The sequence below is a fragment of the Thiomonas sp. genome, assembly GCF_054608695.1.
Window position 1 is genome coordinate 1 of the sequence record NZ_JBTRXV010000082.1, and the last position, 18,955, is coordinate 18,955.

21 protein-coding genes are annotated in these 18,955 nt (G+C 62.9%); 14 read left to right on the top strand and 7 right to left on the bottom strand.

Translation table 11 applies throughout. The features are described from left to right. Positions 1 to 162: 162 nt before the first annotated feature. The 5 genes from ACYCUK_RS19120 to ACYCUK_RS19140 are packed head-to-tail and all read left to right on the top strand — an operon-like array spanning position 163 to position 4,987. Complete coding sequence (locus tag ACYCUK_RS19120; RefSeq protein WP_461596251.1) at positions 163 to 573, top strand: hypothetical protein; 411 nt, start codon at positions 163 to 165, stop codon at positions 571 to 573. A gap of 10 nt (positions 574 to 583) precedes the next feature. Beyond that, positions 584 to 3,529, top strand: coding sequence for a hypothetical protein (locus ACYCUK_RS19125; protein ID WP_461596252.1), 2,946 nt, complete (start codon positions 584 to 586; stop codon positions 3,527 to 3,529). Beyond that, positions 3,526 to 4,002: a hypothetical protein gene (locus ACYCUK_RS19130; protein ID WP_461596253.1), complete on the top strand. Its 477-nt coding sequence runs from the start codon at positions 3,526 to 3,528 to the stop codon at positions 4,000 to 4,002. The genes ACYCUK_RS19125 and ACYCUK_RS19130 overlap by 4 nt, the downstream gene beginning before the upstream one ends. Before the next feature lie 36 nt (positions 4,003 to 4,038). Further along, complete coding sequence (locus tag ACYCUK_RS19135) at positions 4,039 to 4,266, top strand: hypothetical protein (protein WP_461596254.1); 228 nt, start codon at positions 4,039 to 4,041, stop codon at positions 4,264 to 4,266. After that, complete coding sequence (locus ACYCUK_RS19140; protein WP_461596255.1) at positions 4,238 to 4,987, top strand: hypothetical protein; 750 nt, start codon at positions 4,238 to 4,240, stop codon at positions 4,985 to 4,987. Before ACYCUK_RS19135 ends, ACYCUK_RS19140 begins: the two co-directional genes overlap by 29 nt. Before the next feature lie 90 nt (positions 4,988 to 5,077). Here ACYCUK_RS19140 and ACYCUK_RS19145 read toward each other — a convergent pair whose 3' ends face one another. Continuing rightward, positions 5,078 to 6,310 carry a carbon-nitrogen hydrolase family protein gene (locus tag ACYCUK_RS19145; protein WP_461596256.1) on the bottom strand — a complete coding sequence of 411 codons (1,233 nt, stop codon included), beginning with the start codon at positions 6,308 to 6,310 and terminating at the stop codon, positions 5,078 to 5,080. 104 nt (positions 6,311 to 6,414) lie between these two features. Here ACYCUK_RS19145 and ACYCUK_RS19150 point away from each other — a divergent pair, with 104 nt between their 5' ends. Genes ACYCUK_RS19150 through ACYCUK_RS19160 form a run of 3 tightly spaced genes read left to right on the top strand, consistent with a single transcriptional unit; the run spans position 6,415 to position 7,360 of the window. Continuing rightward, positions 6,415 to 6,669: a type II toxin-antitoxin system HicA family toxin gene (locus ACYCUK_RS19150; RefSeq protein ID WP_461596257.1), complete on the top strand. Its 255-nt coding sequence runs from the start codon at positions 6,415 to 6,417 to the stop codon at positions 6,667 to 6,669. Next, entirely contained in the window at positions 6,666 to 7,004 is a 339-nt protein-coding gene (locus tag ACYCUK_RS19155) for a type II toxin-antitoxin system HicB family antitoxin (RefSeq protein WP_461596258.1), read from the top strand. The genes ACYCUK_RS19150 and ACYCUK_RS19155 overlap by 4 nt, the downstream gene beginning before the upstream one ends. Positions 7,005 to 7,030: 26 nt before the next feature. Then, on the top strand, positions 7,031 to 7,360 hold the full coding sequence (locus tag ACYCUK_RS19160; protein WP_461596259.1) for a hypothetical protein: 330 nt from the start codon (positions 7,031 to 7,033) through the stop codon (positions 7,358 to 7,360). Between the two features lie 12 nt (positions 7,361 to 7,372). Here ACYCUK_RS19160 and ACYCUK_RS19165 read toward each other — a convergent pair whose 3' ends face one another. From ACYCUK_RS19165 to ACYCUK_RS19175, 3 genes are all read right to left on the bottom strand, one after another. Next, positions 7,373 to 7,987: a hypothetical protein gene (locus tag ACYCUK_RS19165; RefSeq protein ID WP_461596260.1), complete on the bottom strand. Its 615-nt coding sequence runs from the start codon at positions 7,985 to 7,987 to the stop codon at positions 7,373 to 7,375. Further along, positions 7,987 to 8,712 (bottom strand): hypothetical protein, encoded by a 726-nt coding sequence (locus ACYCUK_RS19170; protein ID WP_461596261.1) that lies wholly within the window; start codon positions 8,710 to 8,712, stop codon positions 7,987 to 7,989. The genes ACYCUK_RS19165 and ACYCUK_RS19170 overlap by 1 nt, the downstream gene beginning before the upstream one ends. Positions 8,713 to 8,850: 138 nt before the next feature. Beyond that, positions 8,851 to 9,417 (bottom strand): hypothetical protein, encoded by a 567-nt coding sequence (locus ACYCUK_RS19175; RefSeq protein ID WP_461596262.1) that lies wholly within the window; start codon positions 9,415 to 9,417, stop codon positions 8,851 to 8,853. A 538-nt stretch (positions 9,418 to 9,955) separates the two neighbouring features. On the opposite strand from ACYCUK_RS19175, the gene ACYCUK_RS19180 reads away from it, so the two are divergent. From ACYCUK_RS19180 to ACYCUK_RS19200, 5 genes are all read left to right on the top strand, one after another. Further along, positions 9,956 to 10,438 carry a hypothetical protein gene (locus ACYCUK_RS19180; protein ID WP_461596263.1) on the top strand — a complete coding sequence of 161 codons (483 nt, stop codon included), beginning with the start codon at positions 9,956 to 9,958 and terminating at the stop codon, positions 10,436 to 10,438. A 159-nt stretch (positions 10,439 to 10,597) separates the two neighbouring features. Beyond that, the gene (locus ACYCUK_RS19185; RefSeq protein WP_461596264.1) at positions 10,598 to 11,230 is read left to right on the top strand and encodes a hypothetical protein; all 633 of its coding nucleotides are present in this window, start codon (positions 10,598 to 10,600) and stop codon (positions 11,228 to 11,230) included. Positions 11,231 to 11,291: 61 nt separating this feature from the next. Continuing rightward, on the top strand, positions 11,292 to 11,936 hold the full coding sequence (locus ACYCUK_RS19190; protein WP_461596265.1) for a VirB8/TrbF family protein: 645 nt from the start codon (positions 11,292 to 11,294) through the stop codon (positions 11,934 to 11,936). Positions 11,937 to 11,991: 55 nt separating this feature from the next. Next, positions 11,992 to 13,002, top strand: coding sequence for a TrbG/VirB9 family P-type conjugative transfer protein (locus ACYCUK_RS19195; RefSeq protein ID WP_461596266.1), 1,011 nt, complete (start codon positions 11,992 to 11,994; stop codon positions 13,000 to 13,002). Between the two features lie 33 nt (positions 13,003 to 13,035). Next, on the top strand, positions 13,036 to 14,502 hold the full coding sequence (locus ACYCUK_RS19200) for a TraB/TrbI/VirB10 family type IV secretion system protein (protein WP_461596267.1): 1,467 nt from the start codon (positions 13,036 to 13,038) through the stop codon (positions 14,500 to 14,502). A gap of 54 nt (positions 14,503 to 14,556) precedes the next feature. Here the strand turns inward: ACYCUK_RS19200 and ACYCUK_RS19205 are convergent, their stop codons facing one another. Beyond that, a complete protein-coding gene (locus tag ACYCUK_RS19205) occupies positions 14,557 to 15,915 on the bottom strand; it encodes a hypothetical protein (RefSeq protein ID WP_461596268.1) in 1,359 nt (452 codons plus the stop codon). Between the two features lie 197 nt (positions 15,916 to 16,112). Between ACYCUK_RS19205 and ACYCUK_RS19210 the strand changes: the two genes are divergently transcribed. Continuing rightward, positions 16,113 to 16,373: a helix-turn-helix domain-containing protein gene (locus ACYCUK_RS19210; RefSeq protein WP_461596269.1), complete on the top strand. Its 261-nt coding sequence runs from the start codon at positions 16,113 to 16,115 to the stop codon at positions 16,371 to 16,373. An 11-nt stretch (positions 16,374 to 16,384) separates the two neighbouring features. On the opposite strand, the gene ACYCUK_RS19215 is transcribed toward ACYCUK_RS19210, so the two are convergent. Both ACYCUK_RS19215 and ACYCUK_RS19220 read right to left on the bottom strand, forming a co-directional pair. Beyond that, entirely contained in the window at positions 16,385 to 17,887 is a 1,503-nt protein-coding gene (locus tag ACYCUK_RS19215; RefSeq protein WP_461596270.1) for a TolC family protein, read from the bottom strand. 171 nt (positions 17,888 to 18,058) lie between these two features. Next, positions 18,059 to 18,955: calcium-binding protein (locus tag ACYCUK_RS19220; RefSeq protein ID WP_461596271.1), on the bottom strand; the 897-nt coding region annotated here is incomplete at its 5' end.

Below are 18,955 nucleotides of genomic sequence, written 5' to 3' on the forward strand. Positions count from 1 at the left end.
ATGACCTCAAGCTCGCGAACCGCCCGGTGCGGACCCGCACGCCGGGTGGTGTGGCAGGGGTGCGGCTCTGACGAGCCGCCCCCTATGCCGATTTGTACCGCGCCCCGACCCAGCAGCGTGCGCAAAAAAGTGCGTGTCCCGAAGCCTTATCGGAACACAATCATGAACATCGAACAAGAAATCCAGGTCATCTCTTACCAAAAAACGCAAATCGCTATCGCGCTTCAACTTTCTGCCTGCCCACTTAGGCTAACTCGACTGCAAATTGCATCGTTGTGGGGCGTGGCACGCCCCAGCCTCGCGACAAGTTTGTCACGCGGCAGGGTGACACCAGGCAGCCGATGGGGTCGACTGGCTGCAGTGATCGACTCAGCGAAGGGGCAGCACACTGTCCCCGCTGATGTTGTGGCCCGGGCGCTTTGGATCGAGAGCGTCGAGAGACTCCAGGCCTCAGAACACGGTTGTCCCGCCACACTGGGCGCCGCTGCTGCAAGCTTGGAACAGGCCTTTGGGGTGAGGAAGCCGGGGCGCCCGGCAGGAAGCAAGAGCAAAAAACACCGCTGCAAAGCCTGAGGACCCGACCATGCCCACCGCCACCACCCTGGCGGCGGGCTTGGCCGTTGCCGAGCCTGCCTATCCACCAGAAGTAGCGCTTTACGGTTTGCGGCGCTTTGCCATATCCCATTCTGAACACAGACTTGGGGCAACTGGCATGGATGCGTACAAACACACACAGGCGCCACGCGAAGTCGAGTTACAGCCCGTGCGCGCCGCGATGGCGGCGGCCATGGCTGGATACTTTAATCAGCACGCCGCGCGAATCGCAGCGGCTGACGACACCCGCCAGGCGAACCAGCGCGCCCGAGCCGCCGGCTCGCCAAAGCGCCCGATGCCTGCGCCCCTACCCCCGCTGGGGATCCTGGCGACGGTTGGCTTAGGCAAAAGCGTGGGTGTCACTCCACTGGTGGGGAAGGCGCACGCCGCTGGCCTGCCACTCGTCATCCTGGTGCCAACCCACCAGCTCGCCCAAGAATATTCTGAGCGGCTGAAACCATGGGGCGCAGTGGTCTACCAGGGCCGGCGGGAGCCGTCTGAAAGCAAGCCCAACGAAGCCCCATGCGACCCAGGAGCGCACGCCTGCTACCGCCTGGAACGCGTTGCCGATGCGAGCGACCAGAATCATCGACCCGCCCAGGGGTTGTGCTGCAAATGTCCCAGCGGCCATGCTGGTGTGTTGACATTCGTGACGCGAGATGAAATGCGCATCCAGCGTGCGACCGAGTTCTTCAAGACCCGTGGAATGGATCCAGCCAAAACCCCGCCCTGCCAGTTTCTCTTTCGTGGCCTGCCCGATCAGCTCGCCGCGCCGATTCTTGTAGCGCCCATCGCCGCCTTCAGTGAGGCAATGGCCGATTGGCGCGAAGTTGACCCGATGTCCGGCTCGATCATGCGTCAGGCCCAAAGACTCATCGTCGTGGATGAGCACATCCCCATGGCCCGCGAGGTCGAGATCGACGCCGGAGATGTGAGGGTTTGGCGCAACCGGCTCGACGGTCTGCTGGAGCGCCTGGAGAAAACGATCACCTCGCTCGGGAAGAAAAACTCTTTGACTTCGGTCCATGCTGAAGAACTAAGACTGGCGCGTTTGATGCGTGATCTGGTGCCAGATGTCGATAAGCTTTTTCGTGACATCGGCGCGCAGATCGCAGGGGATCAACCACTCGACGCGCAGCGCGTGATCGACATGCAAAAACGGGTGACGAAAGCCGGGGGATCGATCGCAGGCACTGCAAAGTGGGAGAGGGTGAGCTATTCCCACGAAGATGACGACTTTTTCATCCCGCTGCGGGCACTGTCCACGCTAGCAAACAACTGCAAAGCCTGGACCATGCGGCAAGAAAAAGGCACGTTATTTGCCTATGAAACCAACCCGGTCATCGAGCACGCGCGGGACAAGGGTAGTGTCATTTTCCTGGACGCCACAATGAGCCTGGCGATGCGCCAGTTTATTCAATCGCGCGGCGGACGCATCCACGAGGCGACGGCCAGCCAAAACATGCACGTCACGCGCATGACCGGGCATTTGTATGCCCGTGGCGACGTCAAAAAAGCCACATACCCCGACGAGGCGCGGGCGCATATGGAGGAAATCCGCGACCGCATCGCGCCGCAACTGTCGCAGCCGGCGGCCATCATCACCCACATGGCCTATCTCCGTTACTCGCAAGAGGCGCACCAGGCCGACGACGCGTCACAGGTCGCCGCGCAGCAATTCGAGGCCGACACCGGAGTGCCAATCGGCTGGTTTGGAAGGCACGACCGCGGTCTGGACTGCTGGGGTGGTCGAAATCTAGCGCTCGTGGGTATGACATTTTGGTCAGAGACGGCCTTTGCAGGCCTGTATGCGGCCACCCGTGCAGCCTTGGCCGACTGTGACATCCAGTGGCCCGCCTGGGATAAAGCCATGGACAAGGACAGGCCGGATGCCGACGGTCCGCCGTTGCCCGTGATGCCCGAAGTGAGGGCCTGGTTGATCGATGAGTACGCCCAGAACTTGGCGCAGGGCATCGGCCGGAACAGGGCGGTGAACCGCCCGATGGACGCCGAGCCGCTGCAGGTGCATCTTTGGGGCGGCATCCAGACCGCCGAGATGGACGAGGCTCTGGCAAAGTACGGTGTCGTGATCCACGAGCGCAAGCGCAACCCGCGCAGCATTTCGGGGCCGAAAGTCGATCAAGGGGCGGTGGATGAGGCTATTGCGACGGTGCAAGGCGCTGGTGGCCGCGTCAGCGAGCGCAGCGTGCGCGCGGCGCTAATTCATTTGCGTCGCAGCGCTTCGACGGAATCGATTCGGCTGCGGCTGAGAGCGCTCAGCGAAGAACTCTCGCCGACGATACCAGTTGAACGGTTTGCCGATACCACCAATAAGCCTGTGGGCGCATCAGAAGAGGTCGCCGCAAGCAGTTGGACGGATCAGCGTGGCACCACAACCCAAACCCCACAACAGGGGCAAGAAAAGATGGCGGCAAGGGACGGGAATCATGCGTGGACACAGCCGACTACTTGTGTTGTTCTTGGCCCGCTGACTGCGCCGAATCCCCATAAAGACACTAACAGTGGGAATTCGGCGCAGTCGTTGAACGCCACACCGCACCCCCAACCACCGAAGCAGGGGCAAGAAACGATTGAAAAGATTCTCTTTGCCCCTGCCTTTGACTTGATGCCAGACGTGGATGAACCAGCACCTGAACTGGCGTATGACGAAATCGAAGACATGCTGCAGCAAGTGGCGCGCGACATCGAGTCCGACCTGGCGCAGGAGTTGGGGCCCGACGAAGATCCCGATCCGCACAGCCCGGGCGGGCGACGCGAGCGCCAAAATGCCCACGATCGCATTGACGCGCACCACAGCGCTCCGATCGGGGTGCAGCGCGCCGGGCTGACGCATATCTCCTACAACAGCGCGGCGCCGCCATGGAACTCTCAAAGAGACCGCGCAGCCCAGATCAACCACCGGAGAATCTCATGATGAACCCAGACCAGACCGAAATCACGACGCCGACGCGCCATCCGCCAAGCGACATCACCCCCCGCCGCGCGCGCAACGAAGTCGTGCGAAACGAGGGCCTGCGCATGATCGGTGAAAAGCAGTGGCTCGACCCGGAGACCGCCAAAGCCTGCAAAGAAATGCGTAGGGAGATGCTGGCATCCCGCGAGCCCACGGCGCAGGAACTTGGCCTCTTCTTCTACCTCCGCGAGCCGATGCTGAAGGACCCACAACTCCTGGTCGGGGTCTGGGATCGGGACGCGGGAAAGCCCGTCCTGTTCGAGCGCCACGAAACCATCGCTGCAGCGCTCCGCGCCATGCAGCAGACCTTTCGCCGGGCGCTGGTCAACTACAACGCGACGCCGTGGTCCGAGCTGCACGGCGACGACGAGGCGTGGCGCCACGAAACCCGGTCGGCGGCCATCGAGGGTTTTGTCGGGCCGGAGTTTTATTGAGCCGCAAACCCTCGCTCCGATGCAATAATGGCCATCATGCAACATCGCCACCTCAACCATCAGGACTACACCCTGGCCGCCATCGACGACGTGATCTCCCGCGGCAAGCGGGACGATTGGGAAGACCTGCGCGCCGCCATCCTGAACGACTCGCGCCTGGCGGACAAGGTGCTGCGGGTATGCCATCCTCACGCTGCCGAGCGCTACGCCCAGCGGCATCACTTCTGGGCGCAGTATGTCCGGCGACACGGTTTCGCTGCCTGAGTGGGAGCGCGTGCTGACGTCGGCGGCACGCTTGCAGCGCATCCTTCCCGAAGCCGTTCTCGTGGGTGGCACGGCCGCGGCGTTGTATGCGGGGCATCGGCGCTCGACGGATGCCGATCACATCCTGCCCGATCTGCGGCAACGATTCGACGCGGTTCTTGCGCACCTGGAGTCTGTCGCTGGATGGAAAACAGCACGGGTCCAGCGACCGGTGCAAATTCTCGGTAGCCTTGACGGCATCGAAACCGGCGTTCGGCAGTTGATCCGCGATGAACCGCTCGAAACGACGCAGGCCGAGATCCTTGGCGAAAAGCTGACCATACCCACCCCATCCGAGATTCTGCGCATCAAGGGTGTGTTGATCCTCAGGCGCAACGCGACCCGAGACTATCTTGATTTCGTGGCCCTGGCTGAGCACATCGGCGACGAGGCTGTGGTGGAGGCTTTGCGGCCTTTCGACCGTCTGTATCCCCAGCCGAACGGAGAGTCGGCCACACAGCAGTTGCAGATCCAGTTGAGCGATCCCATCCCATACGATCTGGAAGAGGCTCGTTTAAGCGAGTACAAGAACCTGGCCCCGAAGTGGTGCGACTGGAACGCGGTCAAGGACGAAGCGGCGCGGCTGGGCACGCTCGCCTTCGATGGCATGGCTCAGGAGCGCGATCGAGCGAAAGTCCGCAAACGGGCAGGGCGAGACCGTGATCCAGGCATCGGGCGCTAAACCCAACAAGAAGATGAGCCGAAACCTCGATCCGGCGCTACGACAGTGAGGGTATCGCCTTGCGGCAGAACACACCCTTCGGTTTTCTGGTCAGGCCCGATTCACCGCCGCCACCACCGCCGCACCCATGAGCCGTGCCCACATAGCAGCCGTTGCAGCCTCAATACGAGGCGCACCAGCCCCCGTAGGTTCATACCAGGTGTTCGACACTTGCAGCACCACGGCAGGCCGTTGGACGAGCGCCTGCAGCCACGGCCAGGTGATGCCCTGGTCATAGCAAATGGCAGCCCAGGTGCGTACACCAGCAATGGTCTGCACCGGCTCCCACCAATGCGCCGCCGTGTAGGACTTCCCCCCAGCCCACGGCTTCCACATCCCGCCGGGCACAGGCACCGGCGAGACGAACAGCACGGCATCGCCGCGCTGGCCAAGGCCAACCACGGCATTCAAATAACTCCCATCCCAGTGCCGTGGCCCAAGCACGGACGCGCCAACCAACCACACATCCCCAGGTCGCATCGCCGCCCGCGCCTGCGCCGCAGTGCCTGGCCCCCAGGTTCCGGCCACGTCTTCGGGCATCACAACCACCATCCTCTTTGCCCCTGCCTTTGACTTTGCTCCAGCGCGAACCACGCCAGCCGCACGGTCAATCCAGCCTTGGTTGCGCCCAACCTCGGCCATCACGTCATCCGTTTCATGACCGACACGGGCGTTCACCCCGACCCAGCCAGCAGGCGCGACGGGCGGCGTGTAGACAGCATTTGCCCACACCGACACGCCCGACAGCACTGCCGACGCCACCATGGCCAACGTGATCGCTGCGTCCGAGGATTTGGCTTGGACCAACACCGCCAGTGTCCACAGGATCGCAAGCCCAAGCGCGAAGCCCATCAGTCCCAACCCCGGATAGAACACGCCAGCCACTGCCAGCGGCGACAGCCAGCCGAACAGCCCCAGCGGCGGCACAGCCTCAAGCAGCAGCACAGCCACCACATGCCAGCCGCGTGAGGCCCAGGCCCAGGGCAGGGCGAGCAGCACAGTCGACAGTGCCCACAGGCCAACGCCCAGCCCCAAGCCGGAGCCGAAGAAGTTTTGCACCTCCGGTGGGAGCGACGCTGCGCCGCAGCCGAAGTAGGCCAGCGCAGCCAGGAAGCGCCAGCGGCGATTCTCCGCCAGCATGACGCCGATGATGAGCAGGGGCGACATAAAGACGCCGTAGGGCTTGCTGCTGAGAATCCAGGCCAGTCCAGCTACAGCAGGCAGCAGGACGGCCAGCAGGCGGCGCAAGAGCGAGGCAGGGGCAAGAAAGGAATGGGTTTGCACGACGATTTCCAATGTGGTGTGGACACAGGGATATGCCGCGTGGCAGCAAAGCAACTGATAGCAAAAAACATTGAAATTGCCATCATATGTGCTATCATCAATCTATGAATAGCAAGCAACGCAAAACTCTGGAGGCGGTCTTCTCCAATCCGGTCAACGGCAATCTGGAGTGGGCGCGTATTGAGGCGTTGCTTGTGGCTGTTGGCTGTCGCGTGATTGAGGGGCACGGCTCGTCCGTGGCTTTTGAGAAAGACGGCCTGCGCGCTTACTTCCATCGGCCTCACCCACAGAAGGAAGCCTTGAAATACCGCGTCAGACTGGTGCGGGAGCACCTGGAGAAACTTGGAGTGACCCCATGAACAACGTGATGACCTACAAGGGCTATGCGGCCAGCATGACCTACGACCCGGACGACAAAATCCTGGTTGGGCGTGTGCTGGATATTGCCGACATCATCGGTTTTCACGGCGAATCCGTGGCCGAGTTCGAGGCCGCATTCCGTGAATCCATTGACGACTACATCGAGATTTGCGCGAAGCTCGAACAAGCGCCAGAAAAACCAGCATCAGGCAAATTGATGCTGCGAATCGACCCGAGCATTCATGCTGCGGCGGTCAAGGCAGCAGCTCGCGAAGGCCAGAGCATGAACAAGTGGGTGGCGAAAGTGCTTTCGGATGCCATCACGCATCGTTAACAGAGAACCACCAACGGAGAGCCATCATGTGGACAACCCTCAAGCGCTACTGGCACGACGCCCGGCTGACGCTGCACATCGCCATTCTGCTGTCGCCTTTTGTGCTGGCCGTATGGGTGTTTCATGCCGCCGTCAGCAACAACCTGGGTGTGCCGCTGGGTGTCTCCGGGGCAGCGGCTGTGCTGCTCTTTTTCCGGCGCTGGAGGGGACAGTGGGCCGTTCTGATCGCGGCGCTCTGGCGGCTCCGCATGAGACTCGCGCCCGATCTGGTTGCGTTCGTCAAGGTCAAGCTGCAACGGGCGCAGCGTCAGGTGCAGGGCGACTGGCGGGACTTGCAGCGCTGGGCGCGGCGATAACGTCCGGGGGACTTAACGCCGATGCGGCACAACCGGCTCGGCGCGCATCTGCTGGATCTGGCTTTGCATCTGCGCGATCACGGGCTGATCCTGCGCTGCAACCTGGTGGCCACCCCACCAGTAACTGGCAATCACAAGTAGCAGCGCCACACCGATACCCGCCGCAACCTGCCAGGAGAACAGTGTGTCGGACACGGCGCCCCGCAGTGCTTCGTGCGCCGCTGCAGCGTCGAGCTTGAGCACCCGGCTACTCAGCTCGGCCTCGATGACACCGCGAATCTCCGGCACGGCCGCCCTGGCCACCGCCTTGGCGATCTTCGCCGCGTCGATTTCCGGGGCCGGAACCTCGATCTCGGTGGGATCGATATGCCGGGCCACAGCCTTGCCCAGACGGTCGGCGTCCACCCCACCCGTGCTCACGCTCTGGATCGCCCGTAACAGGGCTTCCTGGTCGACACGCGCCTGCTCGCGTCGGTTGGAGAGGAAATAAATCGGCAGGAAATTCAGCAGGGTCGAATCGTTCTCGCCGATCTGCCCGGCCTGCATGATTTGCGCGATCTCAGCCGCCTGCTGGTCGTCCAGACCATCCGGGGCCAGCGCGGTGATCAAATCCTTGTACAGGCTCATCAGACTTCTCCGTTGAAGCGCAGCGAGGGGATGGTTTCAGCGATCTTCAAGGTTGACGTGCCCATGTTGGTGAACGCCTGCACATTCATGACATCGCCCGGCCCGACCCGCAGACCCTGCCAGGTTGCATCCCCTTTGGCGACCTTGAACATCGGCGTGCGCCCGATGCGCTGCACCGTCAGGTCGGAGAGTTCCGGGATGGCAACCTCTTTCCAACCGGACGCCAGCAGTTCGCTGCGCACCGGCGAGGTGTTCCACATGACAAAGCGATCCTTGTCACCGAAGAACTGGTTCAGCACGATCAGGCCGTGCTCATAGGTGCTCGGGAACTCTTTCCAGCGGCGCTCAAGCTGCGAGATCGAATCCTCAGTGCGGCCCATCACCCACACCGGCACGGCGCGCAGATACTCCAGCACGCCGATGGCCGAGCGGTCGGCTGAGAGCAAGGAGCGCTCACCGATGCCAGCCGGCAGATTGATGATGATGCGCATCTCATGCAGAGCCGACGCAGCAACAGCCCCTTCCAGGGTGTTCGCCAACTCACCCCACAGGCGCGGCGCCGAGAGGTTAACCAGGATCGATTCAAACTGCTCGCAGGCGCTGTAGCCGCCTTCGCCACAGAAATCCGGGTTGGTCTTGTCGGAATCGACGACGATCAGTTGGCACTTGGGCAGGCCGAGAGCCTCGCCGCGCAAGTAGGTTTCAGCGAGCAGGCGCGACACCATGGTCTTGCCGACCCCACCCTTGTCGCCATCGACGATAAATGTTTTGAGTGACATTGTGGTTCTCCATTGAGTAAGGGCATGACCGCATCGGCGGTCGTATAGGGATATGTGAGGCAGCCGCAAACCGGATGCGTGTTGTCACGGCCTGGCGGGCGGTTCGCGAGGCCTCAGAGCATCCCGGGTGCGCCGTTGTTCTTCGGCGGACGGAAAGTCTCCAATAACCATGTCGCGCGCCGGAAGGAATCGCAGCGGTGGTGCCTTGGCCTCGCCGCCCTCTTGCTTTGCCCCTGTTGTTGGGGTTGGGGTGGCTGGTGGGGCGGCAGGGACCACAGCGGGCACGGAGTCCTTGGCAAGCGGCGCCGCCTTGGCTGCTGCGGGCTTGGGCGCTGTTTCTTGTCTGTCTGGCTTCTCAGTCTTGATGGGACGCCCGCGTGTCATGGGTGGCATTCCAAGCTCTGCCCGGATGATGCCCAGGTGTCGGACAAGATGGCCTTTTGTGACCACATAACCTTCACCACGCAAAGCTGCGGCAATGTCCTCCAGGGTCATGCCGGATGCAAGGTGCTTCTCAATGACCGGGCGCAAGACGCGCACGAGCGAAGCTGGAGACAGCCCGGATGCGTTCTCCATGCGGCGCGTCAATATTGCGTCTACCTGCCGGCGAATGCGTTCAGCAGGGTCATCGATGGAATCGATCTCGTCCATGTCCACAGGCTCGTTGAAGCCCGCCACAAAGCAGCGGTCGCTACATGCTTATGGCAAGTGGGCGCAAACCGTGCTCTGACAGGCATCACGACAGGCTTGCTGACAGGTGCGCCGACAGGAATCGAAAACGCGCCGACAGGAATCGAAATCGCACTGACAGGAATCGCGACAGCAATCAAAACTGCGCCGACAGGAATCAAAACCGCGCTGACAGGCGCATCGACAGGCATCACGACAGGCGTGCTGACAGGTGCATCTTTATTGAGATAACCGTCAAGAAAGAAGTACAGGGTAGGGGGCCGTGTCCACAAGCCTCGAAAACCTGCGCACTGGCGTGCTTGTTTTCTGCGTTTGTGTCCCCGTCCCTACCTGCTCAGGCTCCGCCCGAGACCCGGAATGCGACGTTCTCGGGCTACGCCCTTGAACGTTGGAAGCGGTTGACAGGCACGAAAGACCCGGACACCGCTTGACGGTTTGCGGAGTGTCTCCATGAACTTATGTCAGGCGCAACGGTGCGCTGACGAACTGGAGCACCACCATGAGCAAAGAGACCATCACCCCATCAACCCTGTCCGCCATGCCCGCTGCCTCTCGTGCACAGGCGTTCGCCGATTGGCTGGACAACGAAGCCCTGCCACAGCTTCGCGCCGAAGCAGCCACCTACAACGATGACGCTGGCGGAAGTACCGGTCTCGATTTTTGCGGACATCACATCGAAGCGTGGCTCGACAAGGATGAGGATGGGCTTGGGCTGTATTTCGCGGGCATCCATGTGTGCGAGGCATTGGGTCTTCACGGCTCCAAGGGCGCATCCGCGCTGTCTGCGGTGGGCATCCTGGAGCCCGCGCCAGCCCTGCTCTTGGGCCTGGATATGGACTGCGCCGGCGTGATTGGGGGGGAATTCGGTGAGTACGCCGACCTTGAACTTGTCGATGAACCCACGTTGCGCGCGCTGGTTTTGCTTGCGGCGACGCAGAATCAGGCGGCGTTCGTTGTGCCGGGTTCGAATCGCCCTCACTGATCGCCGCGCCACATCTAGCGGAAAGCCGCGCAGTCCGGGTGCCGGGTGCGCGGCTTTTCGATGTCCGACTCGGCTGATCCACCCAAGGCTGGTCGCTTTGCTGGGTCAGCCCATATCCCTGTGAACCAGCTCGTTGGCTGAGCCATCACCGGGATTGCCATGAACCAGACCCTCATCGCCACCGCGCTCATCGCAGCCAGCATCACGACCGCCAGCGCCGCCACACTGACCGCCTCCTATGGCAACGCCAGCCTGAACACCGGCAATGGCCTGGCGTCCAGCATGCCAGCGCTGCGCCTGACATCGAGCGCTGACCTGCCGGGCGGCACCACCCTTAACCTGTCAGCCGCCCAGGGCGGGCGCGAAGCGGCAAACTACACCGACGCGGGCCTTGCATTCAGTGGCAATCTGCCCTTGGCTGGGGGATTCATCCAGCCCGGTCTGGTGGTGGGTTACACGCGCATCGGCTACAGCGGAGCCTATTTCCACGACGGCCCTGGCTGGCGCATGGCGAGCGCCTACGCGGGCACACAGATCGGCTACCGCCGCCAGATCGCGCCAGGCGTCAACATCGATGCCGGGTTCGCGTTCGGGCGTGACTTCGCCACCGTGTCCTCGGGCATCCCGACCATTGGCGGTGCGTTCGCGGCTGTCCATGCGGGCGCTTCACTGCGCTTCGGCCCCGGCGATCTTACCGTTGGCGCGCGCCTCATGAACCTGCCCATCAGCCAGAGCCATCACCTGCACATCCGCACCGCCGAATACCTGATCGGCTACCGGATGACGTTCTGAACGCTTTGCGGCCCCCTGCCATAAGCACCCAAGCAACTCTCAATCCACCCGGAGCATCACCATGGCCCAAGCCAACCCTTACCTGAACGCCCGCCGCGAGTGGGATGAGCGCTACGGCGATCAGATCTCCCGTGCACGAAGCTGGCGCATCGCCGCCATCGCCGCCCTGTGCGTGGCCGCTGTGGCCGTCGTGGGTGTCGCTTACATCGGCGCCCAAAGCAAGATCAAGCCCTTTGTGGTCGCCATCGACACGATGGGCAGCCCCATCGCGGTGGCGACCCCCAGCGACGGCTCGGGTGTCACCCAACGCATCATCGAAGCGCAGCTCGCCAACTGGATCGTCAACACCCGCATGGTGCTGCCCGACCAGACCGCGCAGCAGACCTTGCTCAATCGCAGCTACGCCATGCTGTCCAGCAACGCGGCCAACACCCTGAACGACTGGTTCAAGGCCAACAGCCCGTTCGGCGCCGCCGACACCGTCAACCCACAAGTCAACAGCGTGCTGCCGACCGGGGCCAACACCTACCAGGTGAACTGGACCGAGACCAAGGCCACCCCTGGACAGAACAGCGTCACCACCCACTGGAAAGCGCAGATCACCGTGGGCGTGGACGCCAGGCTGGCCGACAAGCCGCAGGTGATGCTCGACAACCCGCTGGGCATCTTCATCGAATCGCTGAACTGGACGCAGAGCGTGTCCTGAGCCTCGCCGTAACCACAACAACTCGCACAACCTGCATCCGTCCCGGAGAACGTCCATGAATACCCTCCAACGCACCCTGATCGCCGCCGCGCTGCTGGCCGCCTTCACGTCCGTCTATGCCGCGCCAGTCGTGCAACCGACGCAGCCAGCCAAACCCATGTCCGCGCAGGCCGTCAAGCCGATGATCCGCATCGGCACGCCCGACAACGGCCGCACCAGCCACGAACTGGTGAACCAGACCCCGCCCGTGCCGCTATCCTGGTTGTCCACACAAGAGGCTAGCCAGGAATGGTTGCAGACTGGCTCGGCGCCCGACGTGATCGGCACCAACGGCGAAGTGATGTACGCCTACGGTCAAAGCCATCCGACCATCACCTGCGCACCATTGCACGTCTGCGTCATCAATCTGTTGCCGGGCGAGCACATCACCAGCCTGTCCATCGGCGACAGCGTGCGCTGGCTGGTGCAGCCGACCGACGCCGGCAACCGCCCCGTGGTCATCGTCAAGCCGACGCAAGCTGGCTTGGTCACCAACCTGGTCGTCACCACCGACGCCGGGCGGGTGTATTACATGACCCTGGTGAGTGATGCGCACAACGATGTGCCGCTGATCGGCTTCTACGACCCGCAGGCGCTGGTGATCAATATGCAGAAGCAAGCCGCGCAAGAGCGCGCAGCCGAACAAGCCAAGGTCGAAGCCCACAAGCAAGCCGTGGTCGCGCCGCTGGGTGACATCGATCCGGCCAAGCTGGACTTCAATTTCCGCTGCAAGGCCGACGACAACCATGCCGACCTCGACAACGCGGATCTGATGCCGACGCGCGTGTTCGCCGGTGGCGGCCACACCTATCTGCAGATGCCAAGCACGATGAAGTTCACCGACGCCCCGGCCGTGTTCAACACCACGGGCGGCAGCACCGAACTCCTGAACAGCCGCCTGGTGCATGGCGATTACGTCATCGACGGCCTGCCGACCCAGTTCAAGCTGGTGCTGGGCGTGGGCAAGCACTCCCGCGCCGTCACCTGCCATCACGCGCAAATGAACGCCGGATTCTGGGCGCGTTGAATCAGCAAACCCAAGCCACCACAGGGGCAAGACATGCGTGAAGACACCAACCATCCGGCCGGCGCCATCGAGAGCACAGCTTTGCCGCAAGCCTTGCCACCCATTGCCGATGTCATCGGTCCCGGCAAGGTTGCCAAGGCCGCCAAGGGCATGCAGATCAAGGCCGACCCGAAACAAGGCAAGCGCCTGTCCAAGAAAAGCAAGACGCTGATCTTCGGGGGCTTGAGTGCCTTGTCCGTCTTGATCCTGGTCGGCATCGCCACGTCGGGCAACAAGGCCGCCTCTCCCGCAGGAGCGCCAGCCAGCAGCACGGATCAGGTCGGCATGACGCAGGCCCCGGCGCCGAGTGCAGCGCAGCAGCGTGCCTTCAATGTGCGCGCGAGCGCGGCGAATGGTGGAGCGAGCGGTGACGCCGGCGGTGTTCCGGCTGTTGCCAGGGGCACCTCGGCATCGTTGGCGCCCCATGCCGCGAGCGGTGCCGGTGCCGCGTTGACCCAGGGCGCGGCGCTGCAGGCTGGACAGACCCCAGGCCCGACGCCTGCCGAGAAATACCGTCAATGGCTGATCGATAACCACTACAAACGCCTTGAGGGCTTGGTGTTGGCATCGCAGAGCGCCCATCTGGCGAAGACCAGCACGGGTTCCTTGCAGTCCTCGCAGAGCGGCGGCCCGTTCGCGCAGCAGACCCGCCCGGCCGGAATCCTGGCCTTGCAGAAGAAACTCAGCGAGAGCCTGGCGCAGAACCCCCAGGCCGCGAACGATCCGAATGTGCGCAAGCTGTTGGCGTCTCTGGGTGGCGTGGGGGGCATGCCTGGAACGCCTGGCGCAAACCAGCCATCCGGCAACCAGGGCTTCCTGGACGTGCAGCAGAACCAGGACGACAACGGCGATCTGGCTGCGGTCGTGCAGCCCAAGGCGGCGAACCACGAGTTGTTCGCCGGCTCCGTCATCCCGGCCGTGCTGGAAACCGGCATCGACAGCGACCTGCCCGGCACGATCACCGGCATGGTGCGGCAGACGGTCGATGACAGCCTGAACCCCGGCATCGTGCTCATTCCCCAAGGCACCCAGGTCATCGGCGCTTACAGCAACTCCGTGGCCTACGGCCAGAGCCGCGTGCTGGTGACCTGGAACCGGCTGATCTTCCCGAACGGATCGATGATCGACCTGAAAGGCATGGTCGGCGCGGACGGGAAGGGCGAGAGCGGCCTGGGCGATGAGGTCAACAACCACTTCATGCGCATCTTCGGCAGCGCCATCCTGATGAGCCTGCTGGGTGTCGGTGCGCAGTTGAGCCAGCCGCAAAACGCCGGGGCGTTCAACACGCCGAGCGCCAGTGCGCAGGCGGCTGGAAGCTTGTCCCAGCAACTCGATAGCGTCGGCACGAACCTGCTCAACAAGAACCTGAACTTGCAACCCACCCTGAACATCCGCCCGGGCATGACGTTCAACGTGCTGGTCAACCGGACGATGATTCTGCCGCCATATCCAGGATCGTGAAAGATCGGCCATCGAATCCAGCTCGATGGCCGATCTCCAGACCTAGTCAGTCGATCAATTCGGGGTCGCGGTTTCCAGCCCGCTGTATCCGGAAATTGGCGAGAACTCCGCGTAGACCCCGTTGCTGACAGCACCACGCACCAAGCCGAAGTAGTGGGGAACGTTGGCTGCGTCCACCAGCTTGACCATTTTTCCGTCGGGCAATCCGTCGGCGCTGAAGGTCGCCGCAACCGCCACCCCCGTCCCGGCGAATGCACCGCTTATGGGCGTGGCACCACAATAAAGGGCATAAGGCAGTTGATTGCTGGAATTCAGGGCGGAGGCAAACCGAATGTTGTATTTCCCCTGGCCGAAACAAACCGGCGGGCCGGACATGTCGATCGTCTGCCCCTGCAGATTGGCAAGGGTGACCGTTCCCTGAATGTTGGTGTAACTGTACTGTCCCGTTTCTCCAGTGGTGCTGCTTTCCGTGAAAAATCCGAAGTCCGGAAAGGCGACGTCATAGGTATGCGTCAGCGTTAAGGATGGCTCCGTGATGGTGACTTGATTGCCACTGGTGGAATAGGGCTGCGCGGCAGACTGGTAGGTGGTTTGCACCCCTCCGGTGGTGTACATGTGATAGCGATAGCCGCTCGTGGCGTAATAATTGACGTACCAGCCGGGTGTCGTCACATTGTTGAACGTTTGCGTGCCGAACACGAGAGACACGCTTCCGGGGACCGTTGCGCTTGTCGAAATGCTCTGGGTGCTACCCGTGGAAGTCAGGCTTTGCAAGGCCGCCGATTCCGCGCTGTTCAAGGTGATTTGCGACGGAGACTGAAATTGCAGGGTTCCGTTTGACGCCATGGCATCGCTCTGGGCAGTCGAGAACATCTGGACCGTGGTCAGCCCGGAGCCGGTCGAGCCGTAGTTGATGTAGCTCTGAATGTTGGAGACGTCGGTCGCACTCAGTGACAGTCCGGACACGTCGAGATCGCTGCTCGAACCGCTGTGACTGAGGGACTGCAAGGTTTGGGCAATAGAGGGGCCGTTGACCAGCCCCAGCACGGAGACGTCGGTGGTTCCACCTCCAGCCGGTGGCTGCGGCTGGTAGGAGCCCAGTGTGATGTTGCCTTGCGGCGTCGGAATCGAAAAGGTGACCGAATCGCCGCTCTGAAAGCTGAAAGTGCCCTTGTGATCGGTCGTGCCGGACAGGCCAGACGGCAGGGCTTTGTAAAGAAGCCCGTTCACCGGCCCATCGATGAATGATCCCGTCAATGTGGCGGCATTCTGACTTGGCGGCGTGATCGCGGTGCTCGCCGATCCGCCACCGCCGCCTCCGCAGGCAGTCAGCAGTGTTGTCAGGGCTAGAGTTGTCCCCGTGAGGGTCAAGCGGGTGAGCCTACTCTTTGCGTGTCGATTGAGGTGCAGCATTCTTTGTCCTTTTAGCGGGTTGTTGTCGTGGAAGCAGGGGTACAGGACGGCGTATCCAAAGCCACATCGGGCGAGATGGGTCGTGACCGCCCCACACTAAACGTATCCATCAACGACTTGATGTAAACAAGATGCAAACAAAGCAATGTCACGATTAGTGCGTGGCCAGATAATAGACGGTAAGCCACAGTCATGGGGTGAGCAAAGCCCTGAGAATTCAGTTCGGTCAACGTGTTCGTGACTTGCGAAAGAGCCTTGGCGAAAGCCAGGAGGCGTTTGCCGACCGATGTGGTTTCGCCAGGAGCTACATGAGTCGCATCGAGAGGGGTGGGGCCAATCCATCGCTGGACGCGATCGAGGTGTTGGCATGCGCTCTACAGATTCCTGTGGGAAGTCTGTTTGCCGGGCAAGGGCGAACGACAGGCAAGACGGCCGTGTCGCCCGTTGACAGCGGTTGAATGCTCCACAATCAAGGCACGCTCCCCTGCGTCTCGACAGATTGCCCCAGACTTCCGACGGCGTACGCCAATTGCAAACGCGCCACGAGCCAATCCGTCAGTGCTTGAATCTGCTGTTGGCGAGCCTTGGCCAAAGCCTGTTGTGCATGGAGAACCTCCAGGATACTGGTCACCCCAAGCTGGTAGCGCTTCTGCGCCGCCGCCAGCGATTGCTGCGCTACGGCCAGCACGGTGCGCGTACTGCCCAAGTCCGCCGTGGCCGTCTTGTAGCCCTCGAAGCCCGACCAGACGCCGTGCATCACTTGCCGGCGCGCGTCGATCAAGGCTTGCCCCTGCTCCCGCGCCTGGGCTTGCGCTTCGCGCATTTTCCAGTCCTGATCAAAACCATCGAACAATGGAATGTCCAACTCGATGCCGACGAAGTTGTCCTGGGCATCGGCCGGGAAACTGGGCAAGCCCAATCCCGTCACGGGTTGGGTGTTGCGGCTGTATTTCCACGTGAAATGCAAGGACGGCAGCCCCGCGTCCCGCACCGCCTTGGCATGGGCCAGGGCCGCAAGGTGCTGGGCACGCGCGGCGTTGATCTTGGGATTGATGCGCTTGGCATCATCCAGGAATGCGTGCAAGGAGCCGATAGCAACCGACGATTCGCCAGCGGCGGCGGGCAGCGGCTGGAGCTGTAGCGGCGCGGCCTCCGGATCGAGCCCCATGTCGATGGCCAAGGCGCCGATGGCGGTTTGCCAAGTGCCCTTGGCATGCGTCTCGTCGGCCGCAGCTTGGGCATAGGCGGTCTGAGCCTGCAGCGCATCACTGATGGCAGCCACGCCCTGTTGCACGCGTGCTCGGGCGATGCCCAGGCTCTCTTGGGCCGTGCGCGCCGTGTCGCGCGCCGCATCCAGGCCCGCCGATGCGGCAAGGGCCGCCTCATAGTCCTTGGCGGTCTTGAGCAGTGCGGTCTGCAGTGTGTCGTCCAGGCTGTAGCGAGAGGCCAGCAGGAGTTGTTCGGCGCTGTGGGCGGCCGCCGTGCGCGCGCCAAAGTCGTACAGCACCCAGCTCAGGGACAGGGCCTGGGTCCGAAACTGGGAACCCACGTTGCTGTCGAACTGCGGCTGGCCCGTCACCGTCGATGCCGCATGGTCACGGTTGAACTGCAGCGCGGCATCGAGCTTGGGCCAGTACGCCGCCCGGGCCTGGCCCAACTGGGCGGCCTGCACCTGCACCGCGGCCCATGCCTGGCGGGTCTTGGGATCGGTGCACAGGGCATCGCGGATGGCATCGAAGAGGCGAACCGGATGGTCGGGCGTCTGCAACCGGCAGGGTTCGCCGAGATTCTGGCCCTGGCTGGTGACGCCGGAGGCATCCACCAGCAGCGGGGGTTGGGTGAGGTCGATGGCTGCGCTTGGCGGTGACAGGGGCGGTGTCGGTGTCTGAGCCCAGGCACCGACACCCATGCCGAAGCCCAGAATGGCGACGAAGACGTGTTTGCGACTGTGTTTGGGACATCCGAACGGCATGGGCAAGCGCACCAGGAGGCGAGGGGCACGGTGCGCGGAATTCGCACCGGCCCGCACGGGAACAGGAGAAGGCCGAACTGCGGGCCAGGGTTGAGGCTTCCTGCAGCCCCGAGCGCAAGGCAGGGACTGCAGGGGAAGGCAAGCTTTGAGATGACTTCTTTGAAGTTGCCTTCAATGCCAGTTGGCGGCGATGACGGGATCGAGGTTGGTGGCCTCGGCCGTGGTGTAGGCGGTCTGGCTGGAGGTTGGGGGCGAGAACGCCGCCATGGCCTGCACCAGTTGCTCCACATTGCTGCCCGCCAGGACCTGGCCGTTGCCGGCGACGAACTCGGACACTTGGTTGGCCAACCCGTTGAACCAGTCCTTGACGGTGAGGTTCTCGGTGCTGCCCAAGACGCTGACCACCAGGTCCGTGCCGCTCTGGGCGAACCACAACTGATCCGGGTTCGCCGAGGCGCCCAGGGCGACGGTGTCGGTGGCGCCGTTGTTGCTCAGGATGGCCGCCCCCTGGCCGAGCGTGATGGGGTTGGTGCCTCCCGTGGTCTGAAGGGTGTCGACCCCGCTGCCAAGCGCGATGGTGTTAGTGCCGCTGCCGAACGTCAGCGAGACGGCGGCGTTGCCCACGACCGTGTTGCTGCCCGTGCTGCCATCGGGATTGGTCCATGTGGACTGCGATGTCAGGCCGCCGCTGTTGTAGGTGTCGGCGCCGAAGGTGCCGTTGGTGTCCTTCCAGGTGTCGCCGGTGAGCACGCCGGCGGCGGTGTAGTTGTCGGTGGAGGTGTTGCCCGTGGCGGTGGTCGCAGAGGTCGCGTAGCTGCCATCGGCGTTGTAGGTGGTGCTGCCGAAACTGCCGTCGGCGTTGGTCCAGGTGGACTGGGTCAAAACACCGGTGCTGCTGTAGGTGTCGGCGCCCGAGGTGCCACTGGCGTCCTTCCAGGTGTCGCTGGTGAGCACGCCGGCGGCGGTGTAGTTGTCGGTGGAGGTGTTGCCCGTGGCGGTGGTCGCAGAGGTCGCGTAGCTGCCATCGGCGTTGTAGGTGGTGCTGCCGAAACTGCCGTCAGCGTTGGT